General features: G+C 63.0%; 21 protein-coding genes and 1 riboswitch. Of the genes, 12 read left to right on the top strand and 9 right to left on the bottom strand.

What is annotated here, in order from left to right:
- Positions 1–50: 50 nt before the first annotated feature.
- Positions 51–791: a DUF3891 family protein gene (locus KQ661_RS04295; protein ID WP_216685754.1), complete on the top strand. Its 741-nt coding sequence runs from the start codon at positions 51–53 to the stop codon at positions 789–791.
- On the opposite strand, the gene KQ661_RS04300 is transcribed toward KQ661_RS04295, so the two are convergent.
- A complete protein-coding gene (locus tag KQ661_RS04300; protein ID WP_216679511.1) occupies positions 788–1,615 on the bottom strand; it encodes a hypothetical protein in 828 nt (275 codons plus the stop codon). The genes KQ661_RS04295 and KQ661_RS04300 overlap by 4 nt on opposite strands.
- A 165-nt stretch (positions 1,616–1,780) precedes the next feature.
- On the opposite strand from KQ661_RS04300, the gene KQ661_RS04305 reads away from it, so the two are divergent.
- Positions 1,781–2,752 (top strand): YihY/virulence factor BrkB family protein, encoded by a 972-nt coding sequence (locus KQ661_RS04305; protein WP_216685755.1) that lies wholly within the window; start codon positions 1,781–1,783, stop codon positions 2,750–2,752.
- A 161-nt stretch (positions 2,753–2,913) separates the two neighbouring features.
- Positions 2,914–3,924 carry a hypothetical protein gene (locus KQ661_RS04310; RefSeq protein WP_216685756.1) on the top strand — a complete coding sequence of 337 codons (1,011 nt, stop codon included), beginning with the start codon at positions 2,914–2,916 and terminating at the stop codon, positions 3,922–3,924.
- Between the two features lie 89 nt (positions 3,925–4,013).
- Here the strand turns inward: KQ661_RS04310 and rlmN are convergent, their stop codons facing one another.
- Positions 4,014–5,093: a 23S rRNA (adenine(2503)-C(2))-methyltransferase RlmN gene (rlmN, locus tag KQ661_RS04315; protein ID WP_216679515.1), complete on the bottom strand. Its 1,080-nt coding sequence runs from the start codon at positions 5,091–5,093 to the stop codon at positions 4,014–4,016.
- A gap of 76 nt (positions 5,094–5,169) precedes the next feature.
- A riboswitch (TPP riboswitch) is annotated at positions 5,170–5,268 on the top strand.
- 80 nt (positions 5,269–5,348) lie between these two features.
- Between rlmN and thiS the strand changes: the two genes are divergently transcribed.
- From thiS to thiH, 6 genes are all read left to right on the top strand, one after another.
- Positions 5,349–5,552, top strand: coding sequence for a sulfur carrier protein ThiS (gene thiS / locus KQ661_RS04320; RefSeq protein WP_216679516.1), 204 nt, complete (start codon positions 5,349–5,351; stop codon positions 5,550–5,552).
- Positions 5,553–5,721: 169 nt separating this feature from the next.
- Positions 5,722–7,599 carry a phosphomethylpyrimidine synthase ThiC gene (gene thiC / locus KQ661_RS04325; RefSeq protein ID WP_216679517.1) on the top strand — a complete coding sequence of 626 codons (1,878 nt, stop codon included), beginning with the start codon at positions 5,722–5,724 and terminating at the stop codon, positions 7,597–7,599.
- Between the two features lie 148 nt (positions 7,600–7,747).
- A complete protein-coding gene (locus KQ661_RS04330; RefSeq protein ID WP_216685757.1) occupies positions 7,748–8,494 on the top strand; it encodes a hydroxymethylpyrimidine/phosphomethylpyrimidine kinase in 747 nt (248 codons plus the stop codon).
- 6 nt (positions 8,495–8,500) lie between these two features.
- On the top strand, positions 8,501–9,124 hold the full coding sequence (locus KQ661_RS04335; RefSeq protein ID WP_216685758.1) for a thiamine phosphate synthase: 624 nt from the start codon (positions 8,501–8,503) through the stop codon (positions 9,122–9,124).
- 5 nt (positions 9,125–9,129) lie between these two features.
- Positions 9,130–9,912: a thiazole synthase gene (locus tag KQ661_RS04340; RefSeq protein ID WP_216679520.1), complete on the top strand. Its 783-nt coding sequence runs from the start codon at positions 9,130–9,132 to the stop codon at positions 9,910–9,912.
- Positions 9,913–9,996: 84 nt separating this feature from the next.
- Complete coding sequence (thiH, locus tag KQ661_RS04345; RefSeq protein WP_216679521.1) at positions 9,997–11,106, top strand: 2-iminoacetate synthase ThiH; 1,110 nt, start codon at positions 9,997–9,999, stop codon at positions 11,104–11,106.
- A 30-nt stretch (positions 11,107–11,136) separates the two neighbouring features.
- Here the strand turns inward: thiH and KQ661_RS04350 are convergent, their stop codons facing one another.
- Both KQ661_RS04350 and KQ661_RS04355 read right to left on the bottom strand, forming a co-directional pair.
- Positions 11,137–11,745: a thiamine phosphate synthase gene (locus KQ661_RS04350; RefSeq protein ID WP_216679522.1), complete on the bottom strand. Its 609-nt coding sequence runs from the start codon at positions 11,743–11,745 to the stop codon at positions 11,137–11,139.
- 6 nt (positions 11,746–11,751) lie between these two features.
- Entirely contained in the window at positions 11,752–12,177 is a 426-nt protein-coding gene (locus KQ661_RS04355; RefSeq protein ID WP_216685759.1) for a thioesterase family protein, read from the bottom strand.
- Between the two features lie 21 nt (positions 12,178–12,198).
- Between KQ661_RS04355 and mnmD the strand changes: the two genes are divergently transcribed.
- A complete protein-coding gene (gene mnmD, locus KQ661_RS04360; protein WP_216685760.1) occupies positions 12,199–12,906 on the top strand; it encodes a tRNA (5-methylaminomethyl-2-thiouridine)(34)-methyltransferase MnmD in 708 nt (235 codons plus the stop codon).
- 71 nt (positions 12,907–12,977) lie between these two features.
- On the opposite strand, the gene KQ661_RS04365 is transcribed toward mnmD, so the two are convergent.
- The 3 genes from KQ661_RS04365 to KQ661_RS04375 form a co-directional block, all read right to left on the bottom strand.
- Positions 12,978–13,757 carry a LytR/AlgR family response regulator transcription factor gene (locus KQ661_RS04365; protein WP_216685761.1) on the bottom strand — a complete coding sequence of 260 codons (780 nt, stop codon included), beginning with the start codon at positions 13,755–13,757 and terminating at the stop codon, positions 12,978–12,980.
- On the bottom strand, positions 13,754–14,674 hold the full coding sequence (locus tag KQ661_RS04370; protein ID WP_216685762.1) for a sensor histidine kinase: 921 nt from the start codon (positions 14,672–14,674) through the stop codon (positions 13,754–13,756). Before KQ661_RS04370 ends, KQ661_RS04365 begins: the two co-directional genes overlap by 4 nt.
- A 179-nt stretch (positions 14,675–14,853) precedes the next feature.
- Entirely contained in the window at positions 14,854–16,158 is a 1,305-nt protein-coding gene (locus KQ661_RS04375; protein ID WP_216685763.1) for an erythromycin esterase family protein, read from the bottom strand.
- Between the two features lie 279 nt (positions 16,159–16,437).
- Between KQ661_RS04375 and KQ661_RS04380 the strand changes: the two genes are divergently transcribed.
- Together KQ661_RS04380 and KQ661_RS04385 are read left to right on the top strand one after the other, a co-directional pair.
- Positions 16,438–17,724: a DUF2157 domain-containing protein gene (locus tag KQ661_RS04380; protein ID WP_216685764.1), complete on the top strand. Its 1,287-nt coding sequence runs from the start codon at positions 16,438–16,440 to the stop codon at positions 17,722–17,724.
- A 162-nt stretch (positions 17,725–17,886) separates the two neighbouring features.
- A complete protein-coding gene (locus tag KQ661_RS04385) occupies positions 17,887–18,438 on the top strand; it encodes a GDYXXLXY domain-containing protein (RefSeq protein WP_168672523.1) in 552 nt (183 codons plus the stop codon).
- A gap of 97 nt (positions 18,439–18,535) precedes the next feature.
- On the opposite strand, the gene KQ661_RS04390 is transcribed toward KQ661_RS04385, so the two are convergent.
- Entirely contained in the window at positions 18,536–19,381 is an 846-nt protein-coding gene (locus KQ661_RS04390) for an energy transducer TonB (protein WP_216679528.1), read from the bottom strand.
- A 133-nt stretch (positions 19,382–19,514) separates the two neighbouring features.
- The gene (locus KQ661_RS04395) at positions 19,515–20,102 is read right to left on the bottom strand and encodes a 5-formyltetrahydrofolate cyclo-ligase (RefSeq protein WP_216685765.1); all 588 of its coding nucleotides are present in this window, start codon (positions 20,100–20,102) and stop codon (positions 19,515–19,517) included.
- Positions 20,103–20,108: the final 6 nt, after the last annotated feature.

Raw genomic sequence — 20,108 nt, forward strand, 5'->3', positions numbered from 1 at the left:
GGTTTGCCAGTTGAATCTCAAGGCTGCTTTTTCCCACTGCTCCCCGCCCCATGATAGTCAACTCAACCCCCGTCGGCTGGCAAATCGTCTACCAACAGGCCCACGCCCTGCTGGCCGCGCAGCTTGCCTACGCCTGGCCGCCCACGCTGCCGCCCGCCCGCTGGGTGGGCCTGCTGGCCGCCATCGTGCAGCACGACGACGAGCAGGCCGCCTGGCTCGGGCACGGCGGCCACCATGGCCTCACGCCCGCCGGAGCTCCGGCCAATTTCACCCAAAAGGAATTTTCCATGGAGCAGGCGGCCGGGGTGCTGGCTGCCGCCCGCTTCCAGGGGCGCTGGCGCAGCCTCCTCACCAGCCTGCACCTGAGTTGCCTCTACGAAAACCTACGGGGCCAAAAAAAGGCCATTGATGCCTTCCTGGACGAATTAAAAACCAGCCAGCAGCAGTGGCGGAGGCAACTTGAAATTTCCAAAAAAGAAGCCGACCAGGCTTACGCCCTCCTGCACTGGTGCGACCGCCTCTCCCTCATCCTCTGCCGCCACGAAATCCCGGAAATGGGCCGCGCCGTGGAAATCCACCGCGGGCCCGATGGCACCGTGCATACCCTGGCCCAGCCCGTGGCCGGCGGCCCAGTGCTGGTGAAATCCTGGCCTTTTCAAGCCGCCGAAATGGAGGTGAGCGTGGAGGCCAGCGTGCTCACGCAGCTTCAATATAAAGACGATGCCGAGCTGGCCGCCGCCCTGCGCGCCGCCCCCATTGATATACTGCGCTGGACGCTGGCCGCCGGCTAGCGCAGCTTGGTGACCGGGGTGGGACTGCTCATCACGCCCTCGGGCAGGGTTTGGGCGGTGGCAATGTTGTCGAGGCGGCTGGGCTTGGTGGCTTCGCTGCGGTCGGCGGCCAGCAGGAGCTGGCCGTGGCGGGTGTAGTCGGCCCAGCGGCGGCGGAAAGCGGGCTGGGCGTCGGCGGCGGCAGGGAAATAGGCCCACTCATCCACGAGGCCGGTGGTGGGGTTCACCAGCACTTCGTAGCCGTTTTCGGGGGTGGTGCCCACGTTTTTGAAGGTGAGCTGAAGGGCTTCGGCGGGCTGGCCGGCCATGGTTTTGGCCGCGCCCTTATACTTCAGGGTCACGCCCGAATCCTTCAACTTGAAAGGCATGAGCAGCCACCAGGAATTGTTGTTCCAAATGGGCGTGAGCTTGCCAAGCAATTCCTGCCCGGCGGGCGTGGCCGAAATGTCCTTGCCCAGGCGGTAGACGTGGCCCTGCTTGGTGCCCAGGTTATAGTTGGCCACCAGCGAGTCTTTTTCCCAGTGAAAATCGCCGGTTTGCTTGTCCCAAATCTGGTACTGGCCGCCGAAGAAGCTCCAGGCTAGGTAGCGGGTGTTGTTCCAGGCATCGTAGCCCCCCATTTTACGCATCACAGTGTCGGCCAGGGCCACGGCCTTGGGGTCGGAGCCGGCTTGGTCGAAGCCCTCGGCGGCGGGGTCCGTGGCGGAGGAATTGACCGCCGGGGTCTTATTTTCGGTAGGCTCTTTGGCGGCCGGGCAGCCCAGGAGCAGGCCGCTGATGGCTACCGCTCCGGCCAAACATAAAGACTGAGTAAAGCGACGCATAATGGAATGTTGGTTTGGTGAGGCCGCCAAGGTCGGTCGGCTTTCCCGATACGCATTCGGCGGGCGAAGGTCTTGGGAACAACGAAATTTACCAACGCCGCCCCGGTGCAGCCGTATTAACAAGCACGCCTCTGCTTTTCGGCGTTGTTATCTATCCAGCTCTGCATGGCCACCAACTATAGGTTTTCCGACGTTATTGCCGTCCTCAAGTCCTCGGCGGGCGAGTTCAGTAACAATAACTCCTTTCGGCATGCGGCGGCGCTGTCGTACTACACCATCTTCTCCCTGCCGCCGCTGTTGCTCATCGTCATCACAGTAGCCAGCGCCGCATATGGCGGCGAGGCCATCACGGGCCAGATATACGGCCAGCTGAAGGGCTTGGTGGGGTCCGATTCTGCCAAATTTTTGCAGGACAGCATTGCCAAGTTCACCGTGCAGCAGCGCGGGCCGCTGGCCACCACCATCGGCGTGGCTACGCTCATATTTGCGGCCACCACCTTCTTCGTCACTCTCCAGGAGAGCCTCAACGATATCTGGAACCTGAAGGTGAAAACCAACGGCATCGGTATCCGGGCCTTCCTCAAGCAGCGCTTTTTGTCGTTTGGGCTGATTTTGAGTGTGGCCCTGCTGCTGCTCATCTCCTTCGTGGTGAGTGCCGTGCTCAGCGCCTTCACCGGCTGGCTCCAGCAGTTGCTGCCCGAAATCGGGATTATTGCCATCAAAATCGTTGACTTCGCGCTGTCGCTGGGCGTTACCACGCTGCTTTTTGCGCTCATCTACCGGTTTCTGCCCGATGCTATTATCCGCTGGCGCGATGTAGGCGTGGGGGCCTTCATCACAGCGCTGCTCTTCGTGATTGGCAAGTTCCTCATCGCGTTCTACATCGCCAAGTCCGACCCTGGCTCGGCGTTTGGGGCGGCGGGCTCGGCCATTGTGCTGCTGTTGTGGGTCAACTATTCGTCGCTCATCATCTTCTTCGGGGCCGAATTCACCCAGGAATTTGCCGATGCCTTCGGCCAGCGGGTGCAGCCCAAATCCCACGCCGTGCGCGTGCGTCTGGAAGAAATAGCCCCCGGCGAGTCGGACGAGGAAATGGCCACCGGCCGCCCGCGCTCCACGGGCAAGTGGCGCAAATAGGGCGGCGCAACGGCGCACTATCGGGACGCAGCGCCGAAGGGAAGTGAATGGGTTGAGCCAAAAAGGCTTACGCGGCTAAAAGTTCTGCAAGATTAACGCTTGCTTTGCAACGGTTTGGCGGTGAAGAGACATCTTTGGGGAATATTTCATTTCCACTTCATATGACTCCAGCTTTCCGCAGCCTTCTTTGTATCCTTGCGTTGGCGCTGCCCGCCGCCGCACTGGCCCAAACCACTTCCCCGCCCACGTCGGCCTCGCCCACCACCAACGAGTACCTGCTGGGCCGCACCTACCGCGTCGAAACCACCAAAGGCACCACCTTCACCGGTAGCCTGGTGGGCCTCAGCCTCAATGGCCTGGAGTTCGACAGCCCGGAGCTGGGCCACATCAGCCTGCAGCGCGACCAGGTCCGGCACGCCGATTTGCAGGGTGAAGCCCCCGGCCGCGCCAAAGCAGGCTACTACGACATTGGCAACGGCACGCGCCTCTTCAACGCGCCCACCGCCCGGGGCGTGCGCCGGGGCGAAGGCACGCTGCTCACCACCTACCTCTTTTTTGTGGGGGGCGAATACGGCATCACCGATAATTTCTCCGTTGGAGCCACGGTTTCGCTCATTCCGGGAGTTTCGCTGTCGCAGCAGGCCTTTGTGCTATCGCCCAAGTTCACGGCCCCCATCAGCGAGAAGGTGCACCTGGGCGCGGGCGTTATCTACGCCAACATTCCCTTCGATGACAGCAACAGTGGCGGAGCCGGCATCGGCTACGGCGCCCTCACCTACGGCGGGGCCGACGACAACCTGACCCTGGGCCTGGGCTACGGCTTCACCAGCGGCGAAATTGGCAAAACGCCGGTTATCCAGCTCGGGGGCCAGAAGCGCATCTCGCGCCGCATATCCCTGGTTACCGAAAACTACATCGTGGCCGACAGCAAAGCCGGCTTGGGCGGCCTCTACGGTGTCAAGTTCAACTGGCGGCGCACCAGCCTGGGCGTGGCGGCGGCCTATGGCTACCTCTTCTCGCACGACAAGCAGCGGACCGACTACTACTACGACCCCAACACGGGCGCGTACCTTCCCTATACATCAAACCGACACGTAGATAGTCAGTTCGGCGCTACTTACATCATCCCCGTGTATCTGGACTTTGCCTTTCGCTTCGGCAGTAAGAAGTAAGCCGGTTGCGTTTGTTGTATTGACAAGAAGGCCCGTTTCCAATCTGGAAACGGGCCTTCTTCGTGAAAAATAACGCGGATAAAAGCTGCTTACGCGGCCGTCTTTTCCTCCTTCACGGCCAGCTGCCCGCAGGCGGCGTCGATGTCCTTGCCGCGCGAGCGGCGGATGTTGGTTTGCACGCCGCGGTCGGCCAGGTACTTGTGGAAGGCCGTGATTTTATCGGCCGCCGCGTTCTGGTAATCAGCGTTTTCGATGGGGTTGTACTCGATGAGGTTCACCTTGCAGGGCAGCCACTTGGCAATTTTGGAGAGGTGCTCGGCATCGTCCAGCCCGTCGTTGAAGCCGTCGAACACGATGTATTCATACGTGACTTTGCGGCCGGTTTTCTGGTGGTAGTACTGCAGGGCTTCCTTCAGCGCGGCCAGGGAGTTGGCTTCGTTGATGGGCATAATTTCGTTGCGCTTGGCATCCGTGGGGGCGTGCAGTGAGAGGGCCAGGTTGGCCTTCACGTCATCGTCGGCCAGCTTTTTAATCATCTTGGCAATGCCGGCCGTGCTGATGGTGATGCGGCGCGGGGCCATGTTCAGGCCGTCGGGCGAGGTGATGCGGCGCACGCTTTCCACCACGTTGGCGTAGTTGAGCAGGGGCTCGCCCATGCCCATGTACACAATGTTGGTGAGCGGCGTGCCGTACTGCGCCTCGCACTGCTCCCGAATGCGCACCACCTGGTCGTAAATCTCGGCCGCGTCGAGGTTGCGCTTGCGGTCCATGTAGCCGGTGGCGCAGAACTTGCACGTCAGTGAGCAGCCTACCTGGCTTGAGATGCAGGCCGTCATGCGTGTATCGTGCGGAATGAGCACGCCCTCCACCACGTTGCCATCGTACAGCCGGAAGGCTGATTTGATGGTGCCGTCGTTGCTGAGCTGCTTGTTTTGTACCGTCACGCCGTTGATGGCGAAGTGCTTGTCCAGCAGCTCGCGGGTGGCCACCGAGATGTTATTCATCTCCTCAAAGGTGGCGGCGGTATTCTTCCACAGCCACTCAGTTACCTGCTTGGCGCGGAAAGGCTTCTCGCCGTGCTCCACCATAAAGGCCTTGAGCTCGTCGGACGAGGTTTTACGAATGTCGCGCTTGGTAACGGTGGGGGCGAGGGGCAATTCTAGCAGCATAGTGCAAAGATACAAGCAGGCAGGGCGTTGGGTTCCGCGTTGCTAGTTGTTTGGCAAAAGTCGCCTATCTTTGTTGCATAAACTTTAGGGGTGCTGCGCTTCGCCGTAGCTGAGATGATACCCTTGGAACCTGATTCTGGCTAATACCAGCGAAGGGAAAAGTACTGGTCCGCCCTGCGGCTGCCTTTCGGGGCGGGTCGTGGCCGACACCCACTATTGTTTATGGCTTTCTCCGTCCCAACTAATTCTGGTTGCATGGTCTGCTATATCAATAATTCTCCTCAGGAAGCGGCTGATAACCAGTCGCTCATCGACCTGCTCACCGCGCGCGGCATCACCGAGCCGCGCGGCCTGGCCGTGGCCGTGAACGACGCCGTGGTACCCCGCGCCGAGTGGTCGTCCCTCCAATTGCACGAACAAGACCGGGTTACCATCATCCGCGCCACGCAGGGCGGGTAGGGGCTTCGCCTGTCATCTCACGTCTGTTATCCTGAGCTTGCGAAGGACCTTATCACGCTCGCATCGATTGAGTTACTGCAAATTGCTCGGCGGTGATAAGGTCCTTCGCAAGCTCAGGATGACAGATGACAACCAACCAATCAACCATCACACTTTTCAACAGAGATAGATGAAGAAGAAAGACCAGGCCCCCCAGAAGACGCTGGTGGAGCGCCAGCCCCTCACCGGCTCCCGCAAAATCTACGTGCAAGGCAAGCTGCATCCCGAAATCCGGGTGGCCATGCGCGAAATCATCCTGGCTGATACCGAGCGCCAGTTCGATTTCGGCTTCCCTTCGGAGAAAAACCCGCCCGTGACGGTGTACGACACCAGTGGCCCCTACACCGACCCCAACGTCGAAATCGACTTGAAAAAAGGCCTGCCCCGCCTGCGTGAAAGCTGGATTCTGGACCGTGGCGACGTGGAGCAGCTGTCCGGCACCACCTCCGACTACGGCCAGCAGCGCGCCGCCGACCAGCAGCTCGACCACCTGCGCTTCGAGCACATCGCGGCCCCGCTGCGCGCCAAGCCGGGCTCCAACGTGAGCCAGATGCACTATGCCAAAAAGGGCCTCATCACGCCCGAGATGGAGTACATCGCCATCCGCGAAAACCAACGCTTCGACGAGCTGCCGGCTGACGACCCGTTGCGCACCCAGCACCGCGGCCACAGCTTCGGGGCCAACACGCCGGAGGGCCACATCACCGCCGAGTTCGTGCGCCAGGAAGTGGCCGCCGGCCGCGCCGTCATACCCTCCAACATCAACCACCCGGAAAGCGAGCCAATGATTATCGGGCGCAATTTTCTGGTGAAAATCAACACCAATATCGGCAATTCGGCCGTTACGTCATCCATTGAGGAAGAGGTGGATAAGGCCGTGTGGAGCTGCCGCTGGGGCGGCGACACGCTGATGGATTTGAGCACGGGCAAGAACATCCACGAAACCCGCGAGTGGATTATCCGCAACTGTCCGGTGCCAGTGGGCACGGTGCCCATCTATCAGGCGCTGGAAAAGGTGAATGGCAAGGCCGAAGACCTGACCTGGGAGCTGTTCCGCGACACGCTGATTGAGCAGGCCGAGCAGGGCGTGGACTATTTCACCATCCACGCCGGCGTGCTGCTGCGCTATGTACCGATGACCGCCAAGCGCGTGACCGGCATCGTATCGCGGGGCGGTTCCATTATGGCTAAATGGTGCCTGGCACACCATCAGGAGAGCTTCCTCTATACGCACTTTGAGGAAATCTGCGAAATCATGAAGGCCTACGACGTGGCCTTCTCGCTGGGCGACGGCCTGCGTCCCGGCTCCATCGCCGATGCCAACGATGAGGCCCAGTTTGCCGAGCTGGAAACCCTGGGCGAGCTCACCAAAATTGCCTGGAAGCACGACGTGCAGGTAATGATTGAGGGCCCCGGCCACGTGCCCATGCACCTCATCAAGGAGAACATGGAGAAGCAGCTGAAGGAGTGCCACGAAGCGCCCTTCTACACGCTGGGCCCGCTCACCACGGACATAGCGCCGGGCTACGACCACATCACCTCCGCCATTGGCGCGGCCATGATTGGCTGGTTTGGCACAGCCATGCTCTGCTACGTGACCCCCAAGGAGCACCTCGGCCTGCCCAACAAGCAGGACGTGAAGGACGGTGTGATTGCCTACAAAATTGCCGCCCACGCCGCCGACCTGGCCAAAGGCCACCCGGGAGCCCAGTACCGCGACAACGCCCTGAGCAAAGCCCGCTTCGAGTTCCGCTGGGAAGACCAGTTCAACCTGAGCCTCGACCCCGACACTGCCCGCGAATACCACGACGAAACCCTGCCCGCCGAAGGCGCCAAAGTGGCCCACTTCTGCTCGATGTGCGGCCCGCACTTCTGCTCGATGAAAATCACGCAGGAAGTGCGCGACTACGCGGCCAAGCAGGATATGACGGCTAGTGAGGTTTTGGCGAAAGGGATGGTAGAAAAGTCGAAGGAATTTGTGGAAAAGGGTAGCGAGATTTATTTCTAACGCCCTCCTGAAAAAAAGAACGTCATGCTGAGCGCAGCCGAAGCATCTCTACCGCACAAGTAATCAAGCCGATTCAACGAAGCGGTAGAGATGCTTCGGCTGCGCTCAGCATGACGTTCATCCAAGCACCAGAAACCAAGTACCACCCATGCGCCCCTACGCCCTCACCATTGCCGGCTTCGACCCCAGCGCGGGCGCGGGCCTGCTGGCCGACGTGAAAACGCTGGAAGCCAGCGGCGTGTACGGCCTGGGCGTGTGCACCGCCCTCACGGTGCAGAACGATGTGGCGTTTGAGCGCGTGCGCTGGGTGCCGGCCGCTGAAATCCGCGACCAGCTACGCATTCTGTTCGCGCGCTTTCAAGTCGACTTCATCAAAATTGGCCTTATTGAAAGCCTGCCACAGCTGCTGGAGCTGATTGGCTGGCTGAAAAGCCAGAATCGAAACCTGCAAATCGCGTGGGACCCGGTGCTGAAAGCCACGGCCGGCTACGAGTTTCACCGCGCCATCGACCGCGACCTGATCTGCGCCCTGTGCGCCGAAATGGCCCTCATCACCCCCAATCAGCCCGAAATGCTGCGCCTCTGGCCCGGTGAATCGGCTGAGGCGGCGGCGGCGGCCGTGGCGAATTTTTGCCCGGTGCTGCTGAAGGGCGGGCATGCGGCGGGCGAGCTGTCGACTGACGTGCTGCTGGAAGGCGGGCGGCGGCATGCGTTTTCGGCGGCGCGGTTGGCGCATGGCGAGAAGCACGGCAGCGGCTGCGTGCTGTCGTCGGCGGTGCTGGCGGGGCTCGCGAAAGGGGAGGGGCTCGTGGAAGCCTGCCGGACGGGCAAGGAGTATGTCACCGCATTTCTGGCCAGCAACGATTCGCTGCTGGGGTACCATTCAAACGCATAATTCCTAATGAAAATCAATTCCCTCCACTACATCACCGCCAGTCCCGAGGCGGCTGAGCTGGCTTGCCAGTGCGGTGTGCGCTGGGTGCAGCTGCGGGTGAAAAACCAGCCGCCCGCCATCTGGAAGCAGCTGGCGCTGGAAACGCAGGCCGTGTGCCGCCGCCATGGGGCCACGCTCATCATCAATGATAATCCGGTGCTGGCGCAGGAAATCGGGGCCGGGGGCGTGCACCTGGGCCAGCAGGATTTGCCGCCTGACGAAGCCCGCCAGATGCTGGGGGTACGTTTCATCGTCGGCGGTACGGCCAACACCTTTGCCGACGTGCAGCGGCTGGCGGCGGCCGGGGTCGACTACGTGGGGCTGGGGCCGTTTCGCTTCACCACGACAAAAGAAAAGCTAAGCCCGGTGTTGGGCCTGGCGGGCTACGCCGATATCATGCAGCAGTGCCGGGCGGCGGGCATTGCCGTGCCGGTTATTGGCATTGGGGGCGTTCTGCTGGCCGATGTGGCCGCGCTGCTGGCAACGGGGCTGCACGGCGTGGCGGTGTCGGGGGCCATTGGGGCGGCCGAAAATCCGGCGGTGGCAGCCGGGCAGTTTGTTCGTGAATTAACGGGGGTAGAAGCCATTTAACGAGTATGTTGACTAAAAAACTGGTTATCGCCGGCCGGGAGTTCACCTCGCGCCTGTTCACCGGCACGGGCAAATTCAGCTCCTCGGCTTTGATGGAGGAAGCCCTGCTGGCCTCCGGCTCGGAGCTGGTGACGGTGGCCCTGAAACGGGTGGACGTGGCCAATGCCGAGGATGATATCCTGCGCCACCTCGCGCACCCGCAGTTCCACCTGCTGCCCAATACCTCCGGCGTGCGTACGGCCAAAGAAGCCGTTTTTGCCGCCCAGCTGGCCCGCGAGGCGCTGGAAACCAACTGGCTCAAGCTCGAAATCCACCCCGACCCCAAGTACCTGCTGCCTGACCCCATCGAAACCCTAAAAGCCGCTGAGGAGCTGGTGAAGCTGGGCTTCGTGGTACTACCCTACATCCACGCCGACCCGGTGCTGTGCAAGCGGCTGGAAGAAGTGGGCGTGGCGGCGGTGATGCCCCTGGGTTCGCCCATCGGCTCCAACAAGGGCTTGCTGACGCGAGAATTTCTGGAAATCATCATCGGCCAGAGCAAGGTGCCGGTGGTGGTGGATGCCGGCATCGGGGCCCCCTCGCACGCGGCGGCAGCCCTGGAAATGGGCGCTGATGCCGTGCTGGTGAACACGGCCATTGCCGTGGCCGGCAACCCGGTAGCCATGGCCACGGCCTTTCGCCTAGCCGTGGAGGCTGGGCGCATGGCCTACGAGGCGCGGCTGGCCGGGCCGGTAGCGCACACCGAGGCGGTGGCGAGCTCGCCGCTCACGGCGTTTCTGGATATGTAAAGTTGAGTCCTGATGGTACTTGAAAAGAACGTCATGCAGAGCGTAGCGAAGCATGATGTTCACGTTTAAAAAACAACCTTCAACATGAGCTTCCAACCTATTTTCGAGGCCCAGCCCTGGGACGACGTGAAGGCCAGCATCTACGCCAAAACGGCCGCCGACGTAGCGCACGCCCTGGCCGCGCCGCAGCGCACGCTGGAAGACTTCAAGGCGCTGATTTCGCCCGCCGCCGCGCCGTATCTGGAGCAGATGGCGCAGCTCAGCCACCAGCTCACGCGCAAGCGGTTTGGCAACACCCTGCAGCTGTATGCGCCGCTGTACCTGAGCAATGAGTGCCAGAATATCTGCACATACTGCGGCTTCAGCCTCGATAATAAGATTGCCCGGCGCACCCTCAGCAGCGTGGAAATGCTGCTGGAAGCGGCCGTGCTCAAGGACTGGGGCTACGACCACGTGCTGCTCGTGACCGGCGAGGCCAACGTGACGGTGGGCGTGGACTACCTCGAAAAGGCCCTGCGTACGCTGCGCACGCAGTTCGCGCATCTCTCCATGGAAGTGCAGCCGCTGGACCAGGCCGACTACGAGCGCCTGATTCCAGAGGGCCTGAATACGGTGCTGGTGTACCAGGAAACTTACCACCGTGCCGACTACAAAAAGCACCATCCCAAGGGCAAGAAATCGAACTTCGACTACCGCCTCGACACGCCCGACCGGCTGGGCCGGGCCGGCATCCACAAAATGGGGCTGGGCGTGCTCATCGGGCTTGAAGACTGGCGCACCGACTGCTTCTACACCGCTCTGCACTTGGATTATCTCGAAAAAACCTACTGGCAGACCAAGTACAGCTTGTCGTTCCCGCGTCTGCGGCCGGCCGAAGGCATGCTTCAGCCCAAAGTGGAAATGAGCGACCGCGAGCTGGTGCAGCTCATTTGTGCCTACCGCATCTGGAACGGTGAGGTGGAACTGTCGATTTCGACCCGCGAAAGCCCGGTTTTCCGCGACCACGTCATTAAGCTGGGCATCACCAGCATCAGCGCGGGCTCCAAAACCAACCCCGGCGGCTACGCCGTGGCCCCGGAGTCGCTGGAGCAATTCGAGATTTCCGATGAGCGCACCCCCGCTGAAGTGGCAGCCATGCTGCGCCGCCAGGGCTACGAGCCGGTGTGGAAAGACTGGGACGCAGCCCTGGCCTAAGCCACCGCGCCGCGTACTGCAAAGCGCACACTACACCTGCTCCTGCAGCTGCCGCAGGGCCGCCACCGGGTCCGGGCTTTGCCAGATAGTGCCCAGCACAGCCGCGCCCGCGAAGCCAGCCACCTGCACCAGCGCCAGGTTGGTGGCCGCAATGCCGCCCAGCGCCAGCACCGGCGCGTGGTAGCCGGCCCGGCCCGCCTGCCGCTGGAAAAACGCCCGCAGCTCGGGCAGCTTGAAGGTGCTGCCGTAGCCCTCCTTGCTGATGCTGTCGAAAATCGGGCTCAGAAAAACGTAGTCGTAGCGGCGGCGGTGCCGGTCGATTTCGGCCAGCGAGTGGAAGGACGTGGAGAGCGTCTGGCCGGGCAGGAGGGTAGGGCGGCGCACGGTGGCGGCGCGCTGCTGCCCCGTGAGGTGCAGACCGCCGAGGCGGTAACGCCGTACCAGCCCGGGGTGCCCGTGCAGCACCAGCCGCGCGTGAAACTGCGCGGGAATGGCCTGAATCAGGTCTTCGACCGGTGCGGCGGGCCAGCCGGGCTTGCGCAGGTGCAGGGTTTTGGAACCCGCGCCGAGCAGGGCAGCGAGCAGGCGTGCCTCATCGGGCAGGGCCGTGGGCGCGGTGAGGAGGACGAGGCGAAACACGGGCGGCTATTGCAGCTGCGCGGCCAGCTCCTCGGGCAGCAGGCGCAGCTTATGGGTGTTGTAGTCGAAGCAGAGCATCCCGGTTTTGGCGCGGGCCACCTCCTTGCCGGCCTGGTTGTGCACGTGGTACACCACGTCGAAGCCGTATTTATTGAGGTCGTTGCCGGCCATCTGCACGCGCAGCACGTCGCCGTGGAAAGCTTCACCCTTGTACTCCACGGCCACATCCACCATGATGAGGCCGAGCTTGGTGACGGCATCGTAGTCATTCGGCACACCGATGGAGCGCAGGAAATGCACCCGTGCCTCGTGTAGGATTCCCAGCATGGCGTCGTTGCCCACGTGCCCACCGTAGTTGAGGTCGGTGATGCGAACCGGAATTTCGGTGATGAAGGAGAAGGTATCGGGCAGGGCTACTTTTACGCGGGGCATATTTTTAATGAAGAATGAGGAATGAAAAATCAGGAATTCTCCAGCGAGCCAAAGGTAGAGGTGCGCCGCACGGCCGACGGCTCGGCCACGCTTTTCGTGCCGGCCCTGAATGAGCATTACCACTCGCAGCACGGGGCGCGGCAGGAGTCGGCGCACGTCTTCATCCGGCACGGGCTGGCCCCGCTGCTGCCCGCCGCCGCCGCAATCGGCCAGCCCCTGCGCATCCTCGAAATCGGCCTCGGCACCGGCCTGAACGCGCTATTAACGCTGGAAGCCACCCAGGCCGCCGGCGCTTTCATCGAGTACGACGGCCTCGAAACCTTCCCGCTGCCGCCCGCCGTGGTGGCCGCCCTGCAACCCGAGTGGGACGAGCGCGGCACCCCCATCAAAGAACTGTTTGCCGAGCTGCACGCCGCGCCCTGGGATGCGCCGGTGGAATTGCTGCCCGGCTTCCGGCTGCGCAAGCGGCACCAGTCGCTGCAAGCCGCCGCGCTGCCCGCCGGTCAGTACAACCTGTTTTATTTCGATGCCTTCGCCCCCGAAAAGCAGCCCGAGCTGTGGACGGAAGCCGTGTTTGCCCAGCTCTACGCCGCCGCCGCGCCCGGCGCGGTACTGGTGACCTACTGCGCTCAGGGTCAGTTTCGCCGCAACCTGCGCGCCGCCGGCTGGCTGACGGAAAAGCTGCCCGGCCCCCCCGGCAAGCGCGAGATGACGCGGGCCGTGAAATAGGGTGTAGCGTGGACTCTGCGAGTCCGCGTGTTGACCGAACGACATGCGGACTCGCAGAGTCCACGCTACAATTACCCTTCCAGCCAGCGGCGGAACTCGGGGGTTTGGGCGGCGCTGTTGGTGAGGGTGAGGCCGGGGGCGCGCAGCTTCACGGCGAGGCGGTTGTTGAAGTACGGCTCGGCCCGCTCGATGAAGGCCACGTTTACCAGCTCGGAGCGGTTGAGGCGGCCGAAGCGGCTGGGGTCGAGCTGGCGCTCCAGCTCGGCCAGCGTGCCGCTGAGGGGGTAGCGCGTGCCGGCACTGTCTACGGCGAAAGTCACGCCCTCGTCGGCTTGCAGGTAGGCGATGTCGGCGGTTTGCAGCAGGTAGAGGCCGTTGCGCATCCGCACCGAAAAGCGCTGCTTGTAGGCCGGCTGGCCGTGCTGGCGCAGGGCCTGGGTGAGCTCGCGCATCACATCGGGCGGCAGGCTGGGCGCGGCCGGGGGCGGCGCGAGGCTGGTGCGCAGCCGCTCGTACTTGGTCAGGGCGGCCTGCAGCTGCTCCAGGGTGAAGGGCTTGAGCAGGTAGGCAATGCCGTTGCCCTGGAACGCGGCCAGCAGAAACTGGTCGTAGGCCGTGGTGAAAATGATGGGGCAGGCGACGGGAAACAGCTCATAAAGCGAAAAAACGTTGCCGTCCAGCAGTTCAATGTCAGACATAATCAGGTCGGGCAGGGGATTGGCTTGCAGCCAGGCCAGGGCCTTTCCCACGCTGCGGAGCACGGGCGGCGGGGTGGCGTGCCCGGCCTGGGCCAGGAGCTGCGTGAGCTGGCGGGCGGCGGGCTCTTCGTCTTCCAGAATCAGAATATTCATTCGCTAACGAGTGGTTGGGCCAATGCGGCCCGGCGCGCATGGCGCAGGAGCGGGATGGTGACCGTGAACGAATCGGCGAGGGCTTCGACCCGGATTTCCTGCTGAAATAGTAGCCGGTACCGCTCGCGCAGGTTGGCCAGGCCCGTGCCGGCCGACTCCACGGGCGTGCGCTTGGGGCGGCGGGCGTGGTGCACGGTGAGGGCCGTGGCCGTTGCTTCGAGGCGGATGAGCAGGGGCGCTTCTTCGTTGCCGGCATTGTGCTTGATGGCGTTTTCGAGCAGCAGCTGAATGGTGCCGGGCACCAGCAGCAGCTCGGCCACGTCGGCGGCCGGGGGCAGCGTCTGCCGGAAATCGTAGGCCGTGCCGAAGCGGTGGCGCAGCAGGAATACGTACTCATCGGCAAACTGCAGCTCTTCGGCCAGGGGCACCACATCCTCGTGCTGGTGTCGGATGAGGAAGCGGTAGAGCGCCGCCAAGCGGGTCACAAACTCGTTGGCCGCCGCCGGGTCTTCCTGAATGAGGCCGCGCAGCACGTTGAGGTTATTAAACAGAAAGTGCGGGTCGAGCTGGGCCTTGAGGTTGCGCAACGCGCTTTCGGTCTGGGCTTTTTGCAGCAGCAGCACGTGGCGCTGGGCCTCGAAGTAGCGCTTGCCGGTGAGCAGCACGGCCAGCAGGCCGTAGCTTTTGGCGTGGGCCACCGCCCCCAGCACCAGCCGCGTCCCCGAAAGCGCCGTGGAATGCCCCAGCAGGTGGCCGTAAAGCAGCAGGTAGCCGGCCCCGCTCAGGACCAGAAATACCGGCAGCAGCGCCAGCCCCAGCCAGCGCCGCCGGCTCAAAAACAAGGGCAGAAGCCCGCCCACCAGAAGGGCCACCGCCACTGTATCAAACAATACCGTGGCTCCTACTTCAGGCAGCATCTGCCCCAGGTTCGCGCCATTGTCGGCCCGGTACTAGAGCAGCAGCACCGGGGCCACCACCAGCCAGTAGGCCGCCACCAGGCCCAGGTCGGAGCGGGAGGGGCGTTGGGCAGTGAAATGAAACGACATGGAAATCAGAAAACGCGGAAGGTGGTGCAATATGCATCTGTCGGGGCCGGCTAGCGGCGGCCCACCGCGCCAGCTGCCGCCGCCGGCAGTAGCGGCCGCACCGGGCCCGAGTCGCGCACCAGCAGCAGGTACTGTACGTAGGCCGCCGCCGGTACCTGCGGGCTGAACTGCATTTGCTGGCTGGGCGGCATGCCCGGTGCGTACTGCAGGCGAATGGGCTGGCGGGTGCTGGTGGCGCCCGGTGCATCGAGGCGAAACAGGGTGCTGCTTCCCGGCGCGGTACGCTGCTTCAACTCGGCCAGGCCATCGAGCACTACCAGCGGGCCATCGTGGTTGAATTTGTCGGTGCTGCTATAGGGATGGCCAGCCGTTTGCCAGGGCGCGGGCAGGCCGGCGGTGGCGTACAGCATCTGGCAGCCGCTGAACACGCAGAGCACCGAGGCCACCCGGTTGCGCAGCGGCAAGCTGCTCAGTTGAATGCGGGCGGCGAACGAAGGGTAACCGTCCACCAGTGGGCTTTGCAGTACATGTGCCAGGCCCCACATGCCGTACAGCTTTTCGTTGGTGAGCTGCTTAGTCTGGTACAACGCCTCCAGGTTGATGAAGATGTTCTGCTCGCGCTGTCGCATGCTGCCCAGGGGGTAGGTGAGGTTGAGCAGCAGGTGGCGCAGGTCGGCGGAGGCGGGGGAGTTGTTCGGTTGAGTCAGGGCGCGGCGGGCCAGGCCGACCAGCGCTGGGCTGGCCGTGGGTTGCCGCAGCATGGTAACCACCGAATCCAACTGGGGGCGGAGGGATTGGGACGGCGGGCTTTTCCGCAGCAGGGCCGCCAGGTAATCAGCGGCCAGCGGCAGGTCCTGGAGTTGGTCGAGGCCGAGAAAGCGGACTTTGCGGGTTGCGGGCAGCGTCAGGTTCCAGGCCCGGATGCGCCGGAGCTTGGCCCGGAAATCCTGGTTGGCCCACTGGGAGGTTTCCGCCAGCCAGCTGCGGAAAATCAGGTCCAGGGTCGCCTCATTGCCCGTGCGCAGGTACTCGTTCAGGTAATAGGCCTTGGCGCAGTCTACTTCTGCCACGTAGGTACGCACGCCGGCCCGCTGGTTCAGGTGCTGGAGCAGGGCGAAATCTAACTCCTGGGGCCGCTGCACGCCGTGCGCTTCGCCCAGCAAAAACAACTGGTTGTCGTAGAACTTCTGGTCGAAGAGCTGGAATGCCGGGGCCTCGCCCGCGATGGTTTCCTGCGGCACGCCAGCAAAAACTGTTTCAGGTTGCGCCGGGGTGGGCGTTTGGGCAAAGCTGGCCAGCGGCAGCCAGAACAACGGGGCCAGGGCCAGCCGGCGAAGCGTGTGCAGCAGTTTCATAAGCGTAGGGCTTGGGAGTGAAGAATGCCCAAAACAAGCCCCGCTGCCCACCTGCCGCCGCTAGTACCGCCCTCAATCCACTGAAATCAGCCCCGAACCCCGGCAAAAACCCCATGAGTTGCCACCCGGTCTGCGCGAAATGACGCGGCCGGAAGGTGGGATAGGAGGATGCGGAGGCAAGCGGGTGCAATGGGGAGAGCATCGCAACGCGTTGGGGATTCTCCTACCTTCGCACTTACCCTCCTGCCTCCATATCCGCTTACCCCCACATCCTACCCCTTGTCCCGCAAATTTCTCGATACCGAAAGTCCCGGCTGGGTCACCGATGGCCTCATCAGCGAGGCGCAGCAGCAGCAACTGCTGGCCCGCTACCCGCAGCAGGCCCCGGCCCTGGGCCTGCTCCCCATCCTGGGCAGCGTGCTGGTGGGCCTGAGCGGACTGAGCGTGGTAGCCGCCAACTGGCAGGGCCTGCCCACCGCCCTGCGGCTGGCGCTGCTGCTGGGCAGTTTGGTGGGCAGCTACGGTGCGGGTGCCTACTTCCTGCGGCGCGGTAACCCCGACCTCGGCCACGGCCTCATCGGGCTTGGGCTACTGCTGTTTGGGGCCAGCATCATTCTCACCAGCCAGCTTTTTCAGCTGGTGGGCTACGATGCCAGTGGCCTGCTGGCCTGGGTAATAGCAGGTGTGGGCCTGAGCTACGTATACGGCTCGCGGCTGCTGGTGCTGCTCACGGTGCTCATCGGGGCAGCGGTGCAAACGTACTGCGTCGAGTCGCTGGGTATCTTCAGCTACGTCACGGCGTGGCTGGTGGTGGGCGGCATGGGCTACTACTGGTGGCGCCGGCCCGATGTGGTGGGCAGCTACGTGCTGGCCGCCGGCCTGCTCTGGCAGGCGGGCCTGCTCATCATCGTGCTACACGCCAAAATTACCTGGTTCTTTGTGCCGGCCATGGCCATCTACACGGCCGGCGACTGGCAGCTCAACCGCCTCGGTGGCCGCGCCCTACAGGTGCCGCCGCTGGTGGCGGCCTATCTATTTATGTTCGGGCTGGCGGTGTTTGGCGAAGCCGATGCCTATGCCAACGTGCTGCGGCCGCCGCTGCTGCCTTACCTGGGGGCGCTGGCGGCCGTGCTGGCCCTATCGGTAGCCGGCAAGCGGGCGCGGGGCAGCCTGGCTACCCTGCCCGAGTGGCTGCTGCTGCTGCCGGGCTTTTACTTGTCGGGCGGGTTGTCGCTGGCCGTGGCTACGCTGGTGGTGCTGTATGCCCACGCCGGCTCGGTGCTGGCCCGCGCCAACCGTGACCACGACCCGGAGCAGCTCACCATCGGCGCGGTGCTGTTTGTGGCCGCCACCGCCGTGGCCTACTTCAAGCTCACCTGGGGCTTCATGGATAAGTCGCTGTTTTTCCTGATTGGCGGTATTCTGCTGCTGGCCCTGAGCTGGTACCTGCGCCGCCGCAACGCCCAGGTACTGGCCGCCGCCGCCCCGGCCGTAGCGCAGCAGGCGGGCACCCCACCCATCCCGGCCAATGACTCCGAAACCGCAGAGCCAATTCATAATTTATAATGGAGTTGTTTAGAAAGTCACAAAAGGTCCTCAAACGGTCATGCAGAGCGCAGCATCTTGCTCGCATCGTTGAACGGACGTGACGATGCGAGCAAGATGCTGCGCTGCGCTCTGCATGACCGTTCGGGGACTTTCTAAACAGCTTCAATTCATAATTATCGAATGACTGACCTGCTCTCTTGGTTCTCAAGCCCGGCGCGCCGCCGCCCGATGCTGCGCGCCCTGGTGGCCGCGCAGGTGCTCTACGTGCTGGGCGTGGCCGGCGCAGGCTACGCCACCACGGCCCTGGGCCAGAAAGTTATGCTGGCCACCACGCCCATCGACCCGCGCGACCTGCTCTACGGCGACTTCGTGCGCCTGCACTACGCCATCAGCGAAACGCCCCTGAGCCGCTGGCAAGGCCCCGCCGCCCCGCAGCGCCGCCAAGCGGTGTTCGTGCTGCTGGCCACCGGCTCCGATAGCCTCAGCACCGCCGTGGGCGTGTATCCGCAGGCCCCAAAGCCCGGCGTGGGCCAGGCCGTGCTGCGCGGCTGGGTCACGGATGTGTACCGGAGCTCGTTCAACCTGCGCTTCAACCTGGAGCGCTACTACGTGCCCGAAGGCAGCGGCCTACGTCTCGAAAAAGCCGGCCGCCTGCACCCGCTGCGGGTGCGCGTCAGCATCGCGCCCTGGGGCCAGGCCCGCATCACGGGCGTGGAGGCGGAGCTGAAGTAAGCAAAATAAGCAGCATAAAAAATGTCCGGCTCTGCTCGCGTTCGCACAGGCGAAGCAAGCGGAGCCGGACGTTTTTTATGCTGCCGGTCCGAAGTGCTTATTGAATTTTGAAGCTAATGGGCACGGTGTAGGCCACGCTCACCGCCCGGCCATTTTGCTTGCCCGGGGTGAACCGGGGCAGGGTTTTTACAGCGCGGATGGTTTCCTCGTCCAGGCCGTAGCCTAGGCCTTTCACCACCTTCACATCGGAAACATCGCCCAGTGAGTTCACAATAAAGCTGACGTATATTTTGCCCTCTATCTGATTGCCAAGTGCTAGTGCCGGGTATTTCGCTGCCTTCTGGATAGCCGCTACAATGGCTTTCTGGCCACCGCCGCCCGGTAGTTCCGGCATTTGCTCCACATAAACGTACGTCGTTTCTTTTACCACATCGGCCCCAATCTCTTTGGTGCCGCCAGTATCGGTCAGCGGCCCCAGGTCGGTTGCGGAAGCCTCGCCAATGCTGGTGATGGTGGAAACGGTGGTATTGGCCAGCAGCTTCTGGTCGGGTACGTCCTCCGTAGCCTGGTCATCGGGCGTCACCTTCATTTCAACGAAGCGCGTGGCAGCCAGGTGCTGAGCCGGTGCGGCCGGAAGTACCGACTTGGGCGGGGCCGTTGTCGGGGGAGGCGTAATCACCCTTTCGGGGGCCAGCGGCGGCGCAATGAGCGTCACCTTGCCTTTGTCAAGGTCAGTCGGTACCACCAGCACATCCTCCTTCAGCAGCTGCGCTACCAACGGAAAAACCAGCAGCAAAGCCAGCATGACCGAGCCGATAATCAGTGCCCGCGTCATGTGGCGCTGGTAGTGGGCGCGGAGCTGGTAAGCCCCGTACTGGCGGTTACGACCATCGAACACGATGTCGTCGAGGCTGGCCGTCGCCAGCTGGGCATTAGTCATCATAAGGCTGCGAGTATTAGGTGAAATATACCCGGGAAACGCAATACCTTATTATCTTATTGTGAGACTGTTATGAATAAAAAATATTCCTGCCCTGAATAATAAATAGCCTGATATTCCGTTTTATCAAGATGCCTCAAAAATGCCACACCCCACCCGGCATGAGGCAGGCCGTGAGCGGCACATCGGTGGGCAACACATCGGCAATGGTGGCTACGGGTGCCTCATCCAGCACGCTCAGGCCGATGAACTGCGTTTCTGGCCGGCACCGGGCCAGAAACCGGTCGTAGAATCCTCCCCCGTAGCCCACGCGGTGGCCGGCCCGGTCCATGGCCAGCAGGGGCACCAGCACGGCATCGAAAGCGGCAGCCGGTACTTCCGTTTCGGCGGTAGCGGCAGGCTCGGGAATGCCCCAATGGCTGGGGTGCAGTGGCGTGTCCGGCGTCAGCTCGTAATGGCGCAGCGAAATCCCATCGGCCTGCACCATGGGCACGGCCAGCCGCACCGCCAGCCCCTCGGCCCAGATGCGATGGATAATTAGCCAGGTGTCCGGTTCATTGTACCGGGCCAGCGGCAGAAACAGGTGCAGCCAGCGCCACTCCGCCACCGGAAAATGCTGGAAAAGCTGGTCGCATAGCTGCTGGCTATGCTGCGCGATTTCGTCGGCAGGCAGTGCTTTGCGGCGGAAAAGGGCGGCGCGGCGCAGTTCGGCTTTATCCTGCATCACAAC

This window comes from Hymenobacter siberiensis, from assembly GCF_018967845.1.
Lineage (GTDB): Bacteria > Bacteroidota > Bacteroidia > Cytophagales > Hymenobacteraceae > Hymenobacter > Hymenobacter siberiensis.

Excerpts from the sequence above, each read along its gene's own strand:
- KQ661_RS04355 (WP_216685759.1), bottom strand. The coding sequence starts at position 12,177 with ATGCCCCGCGTAAAAGTAGCCCTGCCCGATACCTTCTCCTTCATCACC.
- thiC (WP_216679517.1), top strand. The coding sequence starts at position 5,722 with ATGAAGAAGAAAGACCAGGCCCCCCAGAAGACGCTGGTGGAGCGCCAG.
- KQ661_RS04305 (WP_216685755.1), top strand. The coding sequence starts at position 1,781 with ATGGCCACCAACTATAGGTTTTCCGACGTTATTGCCGTCCTCAAGTCC.
- KQ661_RS04330 (WP_216685757.1), top strand. The coding sequence starts at position 7,748 with ATGCGCCCCTACGCCCTCACCATTGCCGGCTTCGACCCCAGCGCGGGC.
- mnmD (WP_216685760.1), top strand. The coding sequence starts at position 12,199 with ATGAAAAATCAGGAATTCTCCAGCGAGCCAAAGGTAGAGGTGCGCCGC.
- rlmN (WP_216679515.1), bottom strand. The coding sequence starts at position 5,093 with ATGCTGCTAGAATTGCCCCTCGCCCCCACCGTTACCAAGCGCGACATT.
- thiS (WP_216679516.1), top strand. The coding sequence starts at position 5,349 with ATGGTCTGCTATATCAATAATTCTCCTCAGGAAGCGGCTGATAACCAG.
- KQ661_RS04340 (WP_216679520.1), top strand. The coding sequence starts at position 9,130 with ATGTTGACTAAAAAACTGGTTATCGCCGGCCGGGAGTTCACCTCGCGC.
- KQ661_RS04295 (WP_216685754.1), top strand. The coding sequence starts at position 51 with ATGATAGTCAACTCAACCCCCGTCGGCTGGCAAATCGTCTACCAACAG.
- KQ661_RS04310 (WP_216685756.1), top strand. The coding sequence starts at position 2,914 with ATGACTCCAGCTTTCCGCAGCCTTCTTTGTATCCTTGCGTTGGCGCTG.
- KQ661_RS04390 (WP_216679528.1), bottom strand. The coding sequence starts at position 19,381 with ATGATGACTAATGCCCAGCTGGCGACGGCCAGCCTCGACGACATCGTG.
- KQ661_RS04300 (WP_216679511.1), bottom strand. The coding sequence starts at position 1,615 with ATGCGTCGCTTTACTCAGTCTTTATGTTTGGCCGGAGCGGTAGCCATC.
- KQ661_RS04365 (WP_216685761.1), bottom strand. The coding sequence starts at position 13,757 with ATGAATATTCTGATTCTGGAAGACGAAGAGCCCGCCGCCCGCCAGCTC.
- KQ661_RS04375 (WP_216685763.1), bottom strand. The coding sequence starts at position 16,158 with ATGAAACTGCTGCACACGCTTCGCCGGCTGGCCCTGGCCCCGTTGTTC.
- thiH (WP_216679521.1), top strand. The coding sequence starts at position 9,997 with ATGAGCTTCCAACCTATTTTCGAGGCCCAGCCCTGGGACGACGTGAAG.
- KQ661_RS04385 (WP_168672523.1), top strand. The coding sequence starts at position 17,887 with ATGACTGACCTGCTCTCTTGGTTCTCAAGCCCGGCGCGCCGCCGCCCG.
- KQ661_RS04370 (WP_216685762.1), bottom strand. The coding sequence starts at position 14,674 with ATGCTGCCTGAAGTAGGAGCCACGGTATTGTTTGATACAGTGGCGGTG.
- KQ661_RS04335 (WP_216685758.1), top strand. The coding sequence starts at position 8,501 with ATGAAAATCAATTCCCTCCACTACATCACCGCCAGTCCCGAGGCGGCT.
- KQ661_RS04395 (WP_216685765.1), bottom strand. The coding sequence starts at position 20,102 with ATGCAGGATAAAGCCGAACTGCGCCGCGCCGCCCTTTTCCGCCGCAAA.